This is a genomic window from Shewanella schlegeliana, from assembly GCF_016765635.1.
GTDB lineage: Bacteria > Pseudomonadota > Gammaproteobacteria > Enterobacterales > Shewanellaceae > Shewanella > Shewanella schlegeliana.
In genome coordinates, this window is the sequence record NZ_JAESVD010000012.1 from 36075 (window position 1) to 48973 (window position 12899).

The following is a 12899-nucleotide window of genomic DNA, read 5'->3' on the forward strand; positions in this document are numbered from 1 at the left end:
GGTTCTAGGTTCTAGGTTCTAGGTTCTAGGTTCTAGGTTCTAGGTTCTAGGTTCTAGGTTCTAGGTTCTAGGTTCTAGGTTCTAGGTTCTAGGTTCTAGGTTCTAGGTTCTAGGTTCTAGCATCAAACTAGCCAGCCTATCCTTCAATTTTCTAATTTTTAATCTGAGATATCGTGCTCAGTATTTATGTTTCGTCTTAATCTTTTCCGGCAGCGCAGCGTTCATCTTTGCTTGTGCTTTCCTAGGACCTTTCTTAGCTTTTCCTAGCACCTAGGACCTGCTTTTCCGTGAGCGCAGCGTTCGTCTCTGCTTGTGCTTTCCTAGGCCCTGCTCTTAGCTTTCCAAAGTCTCCAACCATCCCCACTTGTCTTCGGTTTCACCATTAAATAGACCGAAGAAGCTCTGCTGAATTTCTTTGGTGATCTCGCCACGCTTGCCACTACCGATCTCGATGCGATCAACGCTGCGTACTGGCACGATCTCGGCTGCGGTGCCCGTCATAAAGATCTCGTCGGCAAGATAGAGAAACTCACGTGACATCGGTTCTTCAACCACCTGATAACCTTTGTCTCGTGCAAGGGTAATAATCGTGTCTCGAGTCAGCCCCATCAGAATAGCGGCTGTTGCCGGAGGTGTGTAGATCTTGTTCTTTTTAATCACAAAAATATTAGCGCCAGCGGCTTCACTGACTAAACCATTAGTATCTAGCGCAATACCTTCATCGAAACCGTTACGCTTGGCTTCGGTTGAGATCTGCAGTGAAGAGAGGTAATTGCCCCCCGCTTTGGCTCCTGTTGGAATGGTATTCGGCGCGAGGCGATTCCAAGAGGTCACAGCAACATCCACCCCAGCATCCATGCTGTCTTCACCTAAGTAGGCTCCCCATGGAAATGCTGCGACTAACAAATCGCACTGAGCATCTTTCGGTGGGGTGATCCCCATGCCTACATCACCATAAAACGCCAAGGGGCGGATATAGGCACTCTTTAGGCTATTAGCCAGTGTGGCGTCTCGACATGCCTGCATCACATCATCGAAGCTATACGGGATAGGCATACGGTAAATTTTGGCAGAATCAAACAGGCGTTGAACGTGCTCTGTTAAACGAAATCCCGCCGGGCCGCGGTGGGTGTCATAAACACGAATGCCTTCAAAAACGGACGTGCCATAATGCAGCGCGTGAGACATGACATGAACCTTAGCATCACCCCAAGGCATCATTGCACCATTGAACCAAATTAACTCTGCTGTTTTAGCGGCCATATTCTCACCCTTTGTGTTGAACTAATTCTGCTGTGGGACTGCTGAGTAATAGCTGGCAGTCGATCACATCGATAAGCTTATTGATTTGATTGGTTAGCAAGCCGATTTCGCGCTCACTCTGTACCAGCATGTCGATGCTAGTGCTGTTATTACTGTTGAGCTGCATGCTCAAGTTAGCGATCTTAAATCCACGATGGCGAACAACGCGTAGCACGCGTTCTAGCACTTCAGGTCTTTGCTGCACGTTTAACGCTAATGAGTAATTATTCATATCCTTGCTCTCCATCTCGTTTTATCGCTCTTTCTAATCTTCTTATTCAGACTTGCAGAGTTTTGCGGTTAAGTTTGCTTGTCCATCTCTTCCATCATCTCTTGGTTAGACGCCCCTGGTGGTACTAGCGGCCAAACGTTGTGGGCATCGTCTATCGACACATGCAGTAAAAACGGCCCTTCGCTATTAAGCAGCTCATCTAGCCCTGCCTCGACATCACAAGCCTTATAGATATTGCGTCCAGGGATATCGAACGCCGATGCCATCTTGACGAAATCGGGGTTATCAGAAAGGTCGGTTTCGCTATAACGCTCTTCAAAAAACAGCTGCTGCCACTGCTTCACCATGCCGAGCTTTTGATTATCGATAAGCAGAATTTTGACCGGCAGGCGCCTACGCTTAATAGTGGTCAACTCCTGCACATTCATCATAAAAGAGCCATCGCCAGACACAGCCACAACCGTTGCATCAGGGCGGGCAACCTTAGCGCCAATAGCCGCCGGCAGACCAAAGCCCATGGTGCCAAGTCCGGCACTTGATAAGTGATCTTCAGGACGGTTAAAGAACATATGCTGGGCGACCCACATCTGATGCTGACCCACATCACAGGCAACCACACTGTCTTGAGGTAGCTTATGGGCAAGACGATTAAGCATAGCGGGGGCATAGATAAGCTCCCCCGGACGGTCATAACACCATTGGTGCTGCAGTTTCATCTGTGCAACCTTGGCTTGCCAAGGGGCAAATTGCTCGCCTAAATTTTGAGTTAACGCAGGTAAGATCTGACGTAGATCACCAGCAATGGCCACTTCAGGCAGGCGTAACTTACCTAACTCGGCAGCGTCAATATCCAGATGAATCACCTTGGCATTCTCAGCAAAGCTGGCCAAGCGCCCAGTGACTCGATCGTCAAAGCGCGCCCCAACCACAATCAATAAGTCGCACTCTTGCACCGCTAAATTGGCTGCTTTTGAGCCGTGCATGCCTAACATGCCCAAGTAGCCAGGCGTATCGGGTGCGATAGAGCCTAACCCCTTTAGAGTGGCTACCGATGGAATGCCTGTGACCTTGATAAAATCACGTAACGGGTCAACCGCGCTTGCCATACCCACACCGCCACCAACGTAGAGCATAGGCCGCTGAGATTGACTGATAAGCTCGCGAGCAGCGTTTATCTGCTCGGGTGTATGTTCAGGCTCTGCCGTTACCGCTTGTAGCGGCGTCTTGTATTCGAGCATAGCAATCTGAACATCTTTGGGGATATCGACCAAGACAGGGCCGGGGCGACCAGAGGCGGCGATCTCAAAGGCTTTATAAAGTGTAGGAACAAGCTCATCGACATGGGCCACCATAAAACTGTGCTTAGTGCATGAGAGTGACATACCTAAAACATCGATCTCCTGAAAGGCATCGGTGCCGATAACAGCGGTAGAGACTTGACCAGTAATGGCAACCACGGGAACAGAATCGAGCAGCGCATCGGCCAATGAGGTCACTAGGTTAGTCGCCCCTGGGCCTGAAGTCGCAAAACAAACGCCAGTTTGACCGCTGGCTCTGGCGTAACCGACTGCAGCGAAGGCGGCGCCCTGCTCGTGACGGCTGAGAAGGTGCTCAACAGGGCTGCCATAGATCGCATCATAGATAGGCATTATCGCGCCGCCTGGATAGCCAAATACGGTTGTTACACCATGTGCAGCAATCGCTTTGATGACGGCGTCGGCGCCTCGTATCATCTGCCCTGGTTCCATTTGCCCCTGCTCCATCTGCCCTTGTTCCATAAATCCATGCTCCACTACAATTAACTTATTTCATAAGGACTTAGATTAGACTTTTCTGTCTCTAAGCCCTTAAACGAAAAAACCCCCGTTCCTTTCGGAGCGGGGGTTTTTGCAATCTTAAACCTAGGTTAGGTGTGTCGATTCAATATGCGCAGCCCCCGCTGTGATTTAATAATCACGACGGTAATAATCACAATAATGAGCTGGGCAGCTTGGTTGAACATATTCGACTGGGTTCCTAATCAGATTCTTTGCTTAAATTCGGTATCGTCTAAAACGCGACCATTAAGAAGTACCACAAAGCCTATAAAAAACACAATAAAAACTTTCTAACATCAAAATTTATCATCTAGTCTATGCGGTTTAGGCCGTGACCAGTGCAAAAATAGCTGATGCTCTGCCTGACTTTATTACTGCTATTAAGGTGTTAATCCTTAATGGTTTATCGAAAGTGGTTTATCGAAAGTGCTTTTTCTAAAAACGTGACTGTCTCAAATTCCAATTTATTTAGCCAAAGGCTTAAACAAAACTCCGTCTAAGCCCGGCTAAAATAGATATAAAAACTACATTACTTCTCTTCGACGATGCGCTTCATTTCTGTCATATAGCCACGTAGTTCGGCGCCAATCTCTTCAACCCCTGTGCCACGAATCGCAGCATTAACCTCGATTAAACGGACGTTATCAACGCCATTGGTCGCATCTTGTAAGCCACCACCTAGGTACTCGGCAGACATGCTTGCCACATAGTCTTTCAGTAGTGGCAGCGCTGCATGGTTGAACAGGTAGCAGCCGTACTCCGCCGTATCTGAAATCACCACATTCATCTCGTATAAACGTTTACGGGCGATGGTGTTAGCGATAAGTGGCGTCTCGTGCAGTGACTCGTAGTAAGCCGACTCTTCGATGATGCCTGCAGCAACCATGGTATCGAAAGCAAGCTCTACACCCGCCTTAATCATCGCCACTAGGAAGATGCCTTTATCGAAGTAAGTTTGCTCATCGATATGCTCCTCACAACCAGGGGCATTTTCAAAACCAGTATCATTGGTTTCGCTGCGCCACTTAAGGAGGTTGGCATCGTCGTTAGCCCAGTCTTGCATCATTGTCTTAGAGAACTCGCCACCTATGATGTCATCCATATGCTTTTCAAATAGTGGCTTAAGGATAACTTTCAACTCTTCAGCCATATCAAATGCCTTGATCTTGGCTGGGTTTGATAGGCGATCCATCATATGGGTGATACCACCATGCTTAAGCGCTTCGGTCGTTGTCTCCCAACCCTGCTGAATAAGTTTAGCCGCATAACCTGGCTCGATGCCATCGGCAACCATCTTCTCATAACCTAGGATGGCACCCGTTTGCAGCATGCCACAAAGGATGGTTTGCTCACCCATTAGATCTGACTTCACTTCGGCAATGAAAGAGGAGTGCAGTACGCCGGCGCGATCGCCACCAGTAGCGCTTGCATAAGCCTTAGCGATATCGAAACCTTCCCCCTTAGGATCATTTTCTGGGTGAACTGCAATCAGTGTTGGTACACCAAAGCCACGCTTATACTCTTCACGGACTTCAGTACCCGGACACTTAGGTGCGACCATAATTACCGTGATATCAGGACGAACCTGCATGCCCTCTTCAACGATATTGAAACCGTGAGAGTAAGACAGAGTTGCACCTTGCTTCATTAACGGCATAACCGTATTAACGGCATTGGTGTGCTGTTTATCAGGCGTTAGGTTTAGTACCAGATCCGCATCAGGGATCAGCTCTTCGATAGTGCCAACGCGAAAACCGTTGCCCGTGGCTTTCTGGTAAGAATCACGCTTCTCAGTAATCGCCTGCTCACGCAATGCGAAAGAGATATTTAGACCCGAGTCACGCATATTCAAGCCTTGGTTAAGACCTTGAGCGCCACAGCCAAGAATGACGATGTTCCAGCCCTTGATGAAGTTACAGCCTTCGCTAAACTCACTACGATCCATAAAGCGGCACTGAGCCAGCTGTTGCAATTGTTGACGCAAATTCAGAGAGTTAAAATAGTTAGCCATCTGATATACCACCTTGATTCTGGATTGTTATACGGGCTGACTCTTGGCCGAGTCACGCTGTGATTAAAATCACTATAGCGCAAGCTTTTCATTGCTTAAAATGATATATTCGAAACGTCACGTTGCATTTTTTGCAATATAAATTCGATTCATAATTTCTGACAAACCGATGGAGAGCAGTGCTTGGATATTCGAACCATAAAACTCTATCTGCATTTAGCAGACAGTTTGCACTTTGCCAGAACTGCGCAGGCGATGCATGTCAGCCCCTCAACCCTGAGCCGTGCCATGCAGAGGCTAGAAGAGGAAGTCGGTGCGCAGCTGTTTCAACGTGACAACCGCAGCGTGACCCTAACCAGCGCCGGAGTCGAGTACCGCCATTTTGCCGAATCGACATTAGAACAGTGGGGAAAGCTTAAAACCAAGATCGACCCTAAGCAGGACTTTCTCAGGGGGAGGCTAAATCTATATTGCTCGGTAACCGCCGCCTATAGCCATCTACCCGGATTACTGGATCGCTTTAGACGAGAACACCCACTCGTTGAGATTGCCCTCACCACAGGTGACGCCGCCAATGCGGTCAATGAGGTGCGCAACAACCGCGCCGATATCGCCATCGCCGCCCTACCAGATCCGTTTCCCGACAACCTGCATTTCGCCAAAATCGATGACGTACCGCTGTCGATCATCGCCCCGACTTTCAGGTGTCAGGTACAAGAGCTGCTAACCGAATCTTATATCCCTTGGGATAGATTGCCCTTTATCGTGCCAGAGCACGGACCTGGGCGAAAACGTACCGACAACTGGTTTAAGTCTTTGGGGTTAATCCCCAATATTTATGCCCAAGTGTCGGGACAAGAAGCGATCGCTTCTATGGTAGCGCTGGGCTGTGGCGTGAGTATTACTCCAGAGGTTGTGATCAACAACAGCCCGGTACGAGACCGAATTCAACTGCTGGCCTCACCGATCGATATCCCGCCCTTTGAATTAGGTTGTTGCTGTAAAAGCAAACGAAGACAAGAACCCGTTATCGAAGCTTTTCTGCAGGCGATTTAGCTTCCCCGATAAGTTAATGAACAGAGTACTGCCATGCACACAATCGATATCCTGTCATGTCGAACTAGGTTGCAGCTGTAAGAGTAAGCGCTTACAAGAGCCTGTCATCGAAGCTTTTCTGCAGGCGATTTAGCTTCCCCGATAAGTTAATGAACAGAGTACTGCCATGTACACAATCGATATCCTGTCATGTCGAACTAGGTTGTTGCTGTAAAAGCAAACGAAGACAAGAACCTGTCATCGAAGCTTTTCTACAGGCGATTTAGCTTCGCTAAATAAGCGTATGGCTTAGTCTTTTCGATTACCACGCACACCATCGATAATCAGGTTGCGCAGCCAGCTATGACTTGGGTCCAGATTAAAGTGCTTATGCCAGACTAGGACATAGGCACCAGGCTCCACATGGACAGGGACATCGAGGCAGACCAGATCATAGTTGACCATCATCTGCTGAATATATTTTCGCGGCGCACACAAGATAAGGTCGCTATTCTCACACAAGTCCATCGCACAATTAAAGTCGGTCATGTTGACCGCGACATCGCGCTGTAGATGTTCTAAACGCAGTACATCATCGAGCAGCCAGTGCTCCAAACCACCAAAGGCTACCTGCAGGTGACGATACTTAAGAAAAGTGTCTAAGTTCCATGACTCCTTCAGTGCGGGGTGGTCACGCCTTAGCAGGCAAACGGGATAGTCACGAATAAGCTCTGTCGCGCCAAGCTCTTCTGGTAAGTTATTCATATGCAGCAAGGAGCGCTTATCCCACTCACGGCAGATAATCCCCATATCAATTTCACAGCGTAGCAGCATGTCCATACTGGTATGCGACCAAGTATGACCATTAATACTCACCTGAGGCGCAGCCTTTAGTAGCTTTGGCATAAAATGTGGGTAGGTTAGCGAATAGGCCGTTTCGACAATGTGCATACGAAAACGACGCTGACTCTCAGCCGGGTCAAAGGTACTAGGACGGGTAAATTGATCGAGCTTTTGCAGCACCTCTCTCAGTTCTGGCGCTAACTGCAAAGCACGGGGCGTGGCTTTTAAGCCATAAGCCGTACGTTCGAACAGTTGGTCATCGAAGGTTTCTCTCAATTTACTCAGCTGCTTACTCACCGCCGACTGACTCAAGTGCAATCTCGATGCAGCCGCAGTTACGCTCTGCTCCTCGAGCAGCACTTCTAACACTCTGAGTAAATTGAAATCCAACTGTTTCACAATCAACCTTCTATTGATGGCATAGTAATGCCTCTTATCATAAAGGCTTTGTGAACTAACGCTATGGAAATTCTATTTATCGGGATGGTTTCTGAACAGGGATTGGCTTTCATCACTATTGCTAACCCGCAGCCAGCTTAATAACTGCAGAGCATTATTTAGCAATAAGGTTAAAAAACGTAAGATAAGCAGTCTAATAAATATCACGATGGCTAAATATACGGCTAGAACTCATCTTCAGCTTCACACACTAAAGTGGAGGCTTGATATTTGTGTTCAACAAAGCATCAGTGGATAACACGCCGTTTAGCATCACGCTTATGGTTCAATAAAAATAGATTTAATAGAGTACAGCTTAACAGAATAAGTAGAGTGACATTCAAACCAATGACTAAAATAAAAAAACACCATCTCAGTTAATAACTTCACAAATAACTCGACACAAGCCTTTAAATAACATCACCATAGCAGCCATTATATTCATGATCACAATCATGCTTTCACGGCAACCGTGACTACAAACACGTTATGTTTAAAAAATGAGTTCTATATCAAAGGCCTGAATAATAAAATCTCATTACTCACTGCTACTAGAGATAATTCTGTCAATTAGGCCTATCTGCTGTAATTCCAACTTGCGCTCTTGATTGACATAGATAGCAATAGGGCCATCGATATCCCCCTCTGTCGGGCCAAGACATTTTTCAAGCATGTCGTTATTTAGAATAATTTGCTCAGGTAGTAAACCTATCCCCATGCCCCGTTCGATTAATTTACAAGAAAAGTCTGGCGTGTCGATCACCATGACCTTTCTGAAGTTAGGGTTGTTATACATACACTCGCTTAAGTCATGCCAATGGTTCCACACATCAGAATGCACAAAGGTAGGGATAGGAGTAGCGAACTCAATGCCTCTCTTCTTTGCCCAGAAAAACTTAAGGTTATCCAACTCATCAACATGTTCAAATATGGGGTGGTTATGGAATATCCCCTCAGTAATAACCAGGTCGACATCACCTGAGTCCATCCAGCCTTTAATCGTTGCCAGTTCGCCAGTATTAATTTGAATAAAAAACTCTTCGATAAACTCTGGCGTTAACTTAGCCGACAAATACTTTTCATACAATCTAGGTTGAGTTGCAATTTTAACAACCGACTTTCTATTAATCTGAGACAACGCCGAGTTCATCTCATTAAGCGAAATAATAACGGCTTCAGCCTTTAGGTAAATGTCACTTCCAGCCGGAGTCAATCGAACTCCATGGCTTTGTCTTTCAAATAGTTTAGTGCCCATCTTTTTCTCTAAAGCAATAATACTAGCGCTTACACTTGGCTGTGTTGTTTTTAAAAAACTGGCCGCTTTTGAGAAAGAGGAAAACTTTGCTGAATAATAAAAATGATGAATTACCGTATTGTTAATCATAGTGCTATGTGCTCTAAGTCTATATTTTTATGGTTATGAGATTACAATCAAACACACGTTAATTCGCTAAAAATAACCCTAGTAAAAAATAGCTATTGATAATCATACTTCACGGTATTTATAGCGGTGGTGTCGCTTACAATAGCAGGTATTGCCTTTTCTTATACCACGATATATCAGATAAACATCACAAACTAAGAACTGAGTGATAAATATTATTTACCACGAAAACTAACTAGAGCTAATTAGTGGGATAATAATGAAAAGAAGAGAATTTCTAACTAAAAGCATGGGTGTCACCGCAGCCATGGCTTTACCTTTTTCAACGACAGCCGTTGCATCGGAAAATAGTTGGGATCGTGAGTATGACTTAATCATTGTCGGCAGTGGCTTTGCTGGATTGGCCGCAGCCTACTCAGCAAACAAGGCTGGAATAAAAAACATACTCGTTCTCGAAAAGATGGAAACCTGGGGCGGCAACTCGGCTATTTGCGGCGGTATTGCCTGTATGCCAAACACATCACTTCAAAAAAAGCACGGCATTGAAGACTCACCAGAACTCATGATTAAAGACATGATAAAAGCGGGTCGTGGGTTCAATCACCCAGAGCTATGTAAAACCCTAGCAACACAAGCCCATACCGTTTACGACATGCTAATTGGTTGCGGCGTTGAATTTATGGATAAGATTATCCGCCTTGGTGGACACAGCGCACCGAGAGCCCATATCCCTGCCAATGCATCTGGTGGCGGAATTGTGGTACCGATGCACAAATACCTGCTAGATAAAGGTGTCCAGTTCCAAAACCGCACTCAAGTCACCACATTGCTGCGTGATAAGGACAACGCGATTACAGGTGTTGCTGTTCAAGAGAAATTCGACTTCGATACTGAAAAGTTCAAGAGTGAGCAGACCTACAAGTCTCGCCACGGTGTTATCGTTGCAACTGGTGGTTGGGGTCAAGATAAGCAGTTTGTTAAAACCACCATGCCTATCTATGCGCACCTAGAAGCCACGGCCCAACCAGGCGCAACGGCAGGCATGATCAAATCACTGCTCGCAGTAGGCTCATTACCTATCATGATCGACATGTATCAGCTTGGCCCTTGGGCATCTCCTGATGAGCGTGGAGCGGGACCTGCATCTTTCTTTGCCGACTACTCATTTAGCGAAGGCATTGCCATCGACCCGATGACGGGTAAGCGCTTTATGAACGAACTGGCCGATCGCCGTACCCGTGCAGAAGCCCAGTTAGTGGTATTGGAGAAAGGCACAGAAGAAAAGCCTAACTACCCATTTACCTTCTGCAGCGAAGCCACCACCAAGCGCGCCGAAGGGTTTAAGGGAGCTTACCGTGATGGTGCGGTTAACAAGTCGAACTCTGTTGCCGAACTTGCCAAGCGTCACGGCGTCGATGAAAAGCTGCTGGCTCAATCTATCGCAGATTGGAACGAGATTGTTGAGGGCAAGCCCGATCCATTTAACAAGCCGTTAGATAGAAGAACCGAGTTAAAGCCACCATTTTACTCACTTAGATTGTCACCTAAGTTGCATTACTGCATGGGCGGCGTAGCAATTACTCCAAACGCTGAAGTTATTGATGCAACGACATGTGAACCGATTAAAGGCCTCTTTGCTGCTGGTGAAGTTGCCGGTGGTACTCACGGTATGGATCGCTTAGGTGGGTGTTCATCGGTTGACGGTTTAGTTTTTGGGCAGATTGCAGGCAGAACTGCAGCAAATTATAAGGCGAACGCATAATGAAAACCTCTTTTGCCGTTGCAGTCATCGCAACCTTACTGTCTTGCAGTGCTTTAGCCGCAAAGCCGAGCATTAAACAACACCATATCGACGCTCTTGGCGATGATATGAACTGCCGTACCTGCCATACAACCAAGGGCGCATTTGAACGCCCAAGCGATCAGGCTTGTATCGATTGTCATGGCGGTATGCATGATATTCCGACTGAGCCTAACCGCTTCGATAAGAATCCACATAATTCGCATCACTATGAAGACTTGCTCGAGTGCATGGTCTGCCACTCAGAGCACAAGCCTTCAAAAGATATTTGCTCCGACTGTCATAAAGTCGAATTTAACAATCTCAAATAAATTAATTTGCTAATAAGAGAATAAAAGAATGAAGAAAAGTGTATTTGCAATGCTAATCGCTGCCAGCTTACCTCTATCAGTCAATGCAGCAACACACACCTTAGATGGTCGTTCGCTGACAGTTGATCAATTATGGGAAATCGCCCAGCCGGGTGAAGATGTCACTATTTCTAAAACTGGCTGGCAGCGTATTAACGCAGGTTATAAGGCACCGATCCACGCCGCAGCCGATGGTCGCTCTATCTATGGCTTAACCGTAAACTATGGCGCGCTTAAAGATCAGCGTGTTGCAGGTACTTCAGTAGAAGATGAGCCAAACTTTACTGCATCAATCAAATTCAACGAACGCCAAATGCGTATTCAAGCCGCAGGTGTCGAGCCGTTCATCTCTGAGCGCGAATCCAAAATGGCGATGATCATTCGCCTAAACCAAATGGCAGCAGGTTATACAGCGATGAGCACCGAAGGTGCACAAGCCTTTATGGACTACATCAACGCCGATGTGACACCACTGATCCCAAGCCGCGGCTCATCTGGCGCTAACGATCTTAGCTTAGCGACGCACATTGGCTTGTCGCTAATGGGTGAGTGGGATGTAATGTATAAAGGCGAGCGCCGTAACTCGAAAGAGGTTCGCGAAGAGCTTGGCCTTAAGCCATATAGACCTTTCGGTTTAGATGGCATCTCTATTTTATCTAACGGTAACGTGGCCGAAGCGCAAAATATCGCGGCGGTAAAAAAAGTAGAGCACCTACTCGACATATCACCAATTATTATCGCCTCTTCACTCGAAGCGCTTAACGGTAACGTGTCACCTTTCCTTTGGCATACCGTGGATACCAAAGGTTGGCCGCAAGGTCATGAAGCGGCAGAAGCCATTCTTGGTGCATTAAAGGGCTCATACTTATGGGACTTAGACAGCAAGCGTAACTTGCAAGATCCACTGTCATTCCGCTCTTCAGGCTACATTCTAGCGACGGCAAAAGAGGAGCTGCGCCAAGCCAAAGCGCTACTAAACACCGCTATCAACCACACCACAGACAACCCGATTGTGAACACCGAAGCCCGTGACGATCTATGGTATAGCGATACACCTGCGGTTAATGCACTGCGCGTGGGCGATGACAATGTTTTTGTTAACTCAGGTGCGAACTTCGACAACACACAACTAGCCGTACAGATGGAATCACTAGGCCGCGCCTTGGCACAGGTTATTCATATTTCGGCTTGGCGTACAACTCAGCTAGACGATGGCTACCGCACTAACTTACCAACATACTTAGTGGCAAAAGAGAATGTTGGCGGTGACGGTTTTGCTAATATCGCACAGTCGATGTCTGGTCTATATGCTGAAGCAATGACACTAACAAATAGCGCTACATTATACGGCGTCCCCACTTCAGTGGGCATTGAAGAGACATTTAGCAATGTTAACTTGATTGCCTCTCGCGTTGAGAAAATGGCTGACATTGGCTACGAAATCTACGCTTACGAAGTACTGCATACCACTCAAGGTATGGAAATTCGCATGAGAGACCAAGATAAGCAAATGGGCCAAGGCACTAGCCATCTAATTGAGCAGTACCGCAAAGTGGTGCCATTTGTCGATTTAGACCGAACTTACACGCCAGATATTAATAACGGCATTAAGTTCCTTAAGACCTACTCTGCGACCAAGTAAGGACGCATGGCTTAATTAACTAAGCCCTCCCCCTGCAATAAAAA

General features: G+C 46.8%; 10 protein-coding genes. 4 read left to right on the forward strand and 6 right to left on the reverse strand.

The genetic code is table 11. From position 1 onward, the window contains the following. Nucleotides 1-333: 333 nt before the first annotated feature. The 4 genes from JMA39_RS17790 to ilvC form a co-directional block, all read right to left on the reverse strand. Nucleotides 334-1263: a branched-chain amino acid transaminase gene (locus JMA39_RS17790; RefSeq protein ID WP_202723225.1), complete on the reverse strand. Its 930-nt coding sequence runs from the start codon at nt 1261-1263 to the stop codon at nt 334-336. 4 nt (nt 1264-1267) lie between these two features. Further along, nucleotides 1268-1534 carry an acetolactate synthase 2 small subunit gene (gene ilvM, locus JMA39_RS17795; protein ID WP_202723226.1) on the reverse strand — a complete coding sequence of 89 codons (267 nt, stop codon included), beginning with the start codon at nt 1532-1534 and terminating at the stop codon, nt 1268-1270. A 68-nt stretch (nt 1535-1602) separates the two neighbouring features. Further along, nucleotides 1603-3282, reverse strand: coding sequence for an acetolactate synthase 2 catalytic subunit (gene ilvG, locus JMA39_RS17800; RefSeq protein WP_202723334.1), 1680 nt, complete (start codon nt 3280-3282; stop codon nt 1603-1605). Nucleotides 3283-3880: 598 nt separating this feature from the next. Further along, on the reverse strand, nt 3881-5362 hold the full coding sequence (gene ilvC, locus JMA39_RS17805) for a ketol-acid reductoisomerase (RefSeq protein WP_202723227.1): 1482 nt from the start codon (nt 5360-5362) through the stop codon (nt 3881-3883). A gap of 183 nt (nt 5363-5545) precedes the next feature. On the opposite strand from ilvC, the gene ilvY reads away from it, so the two are divergent. After that, nucleotides 5546-6418 (forward strand): HTH-type transcriptional activator IlvY, encoded by an 873-nt coding sequence (gene ilvY, locus JMA39_RS17810; RefSeq protein WP_202723228.1) that lies wholly within the window; start codon nt 5546-5548, stop codon nt 6416-6418. Nucleotides 6419-6706: 288 nt separating this feature from the next. Here the strand turns inward: ilvY and JMA39_RS17815 are convergent, their stop codons facing one another. Beyond that, entirely contained in the window at nt 6707-7642 is a 936-nt protein-coding gene (locus JMA39_RS17815; RefSeq protein ID WP_202723335.1) for a LysR family transcriptional regulator, read from the reverse strand. A 574-nt stretch (nt 7643-8216) separates the two neighbouring features. Beyond that, the gene (locus JMA39_RS17820; RefSeq protein ID WP_202723229.1) at nt 8217-9062 is read right to left on the reverse strand and encodes a LysR family transcriptional regulator; all 846 of its coding nucleotides are present in this window, start codon (nt 9060-9062) and stop codon (nt 8217-8219) included. Nucleotides 9063-9321: 259 nt separating this feature from the next. Between JMA39_RS17820 and JMA39_RS17825 the strand changes: the two genes are divergently transcribed. From JMA39_RS17825 to JMA39_RS17835, 3 genes are read left to right on the forward strand one after another with little or no spacing between them, the layout of a single operon-like run. Further along, complete coding sequence (locus JMA39_RS17825; RefSeq protein WP_202723230.1) at nt 9322-10824, forward strand: flavocytochrome c; 1503 nt, start codon at nt 9322-9324, stop codon at nt 10822-10824. Beyond that, nucleotides 10824-11174, forward strand: a complete 351-nt coding sequence (locus tag JMA39_RS17830) for a cytochrome c3 family protein (protein WP_202723231.1) — start codon at nt 10824-10826, stop codon at nt 11172-11174. The genes JMA39_RS17825 and JMA39_RS17830 overlap by 1 nt, the downstream gene beginning before the upstream one ends. Nucleotides 11175-11202: 28 nt before the next feature. Then, on the forward strand, nt 11203-12855 hold the full coding sequence (locus tag JMA39_RS17835; protein WP_202723232.1) for an HAL/PAL/TAL family ammonia-lyase: 1653 nt from the start codon (nt 11203-11205) through the stop codon (nt 12853-12855). The last annotated feature ends 44 nt before the right edge of the window (nt 12856-12899 follow it).

Coding starts and splice junctions, on each gene's coding strand:
- ilvG (WP_202723334.1), bottom strand. CDS start 3,282: ATGGAACCAGGGCAGATGATACGAGGCGCCGACGCCGTCATCAAAGCG.
- JMA39_RS17790 (WP_202723225.1), bottom strand. CDS start 1,263: ATGGCCGCTAAAACAGCAGAGTTAATTTGGTTCAATGGTGCAATGATG.
- JMA39_RS17825 (WP_202723230.1), top strand. CDS start 9,322: ATGAAAAGAAGAGAATTTCTAACTAAAAGCATGGGTGTCACCGCAGCC.
- JMA39_RS17835 (WP_202723232.1), top strand. CDS start 11,203: ATGAAGAAAAGTGTATTTGCAATGCTAATCGCTGCCAGCTTACCTCTA.
- ilvM (WP_202723226.1), bottom strand. CDS start 1,534: ATGAATAATTACTCATTAGCGTTAAACGTGCAGCAAAGACCTGAAGTG.
- JMA39_RS17830 (WP_202723231.1), top strand. CDS start 10,824: ATGAAAACCTCTTTTGCCGTTGCAGTCATCGCAACCTTACTGTCTTGC.
- ilvC (WP_202723227.1), bottom strand. CDS start 5,362: ATGGCTAACTATTTTAACTCTCTGAATTTGCGTCAACAATTGCAACAG.
- JMA39_RS17820 (WP_202723229.1), bottom strand. CDS start 9,062: ATGATTAACAATACGGTAATTCATCATTTTTATTATTCAGCAAAGTTT.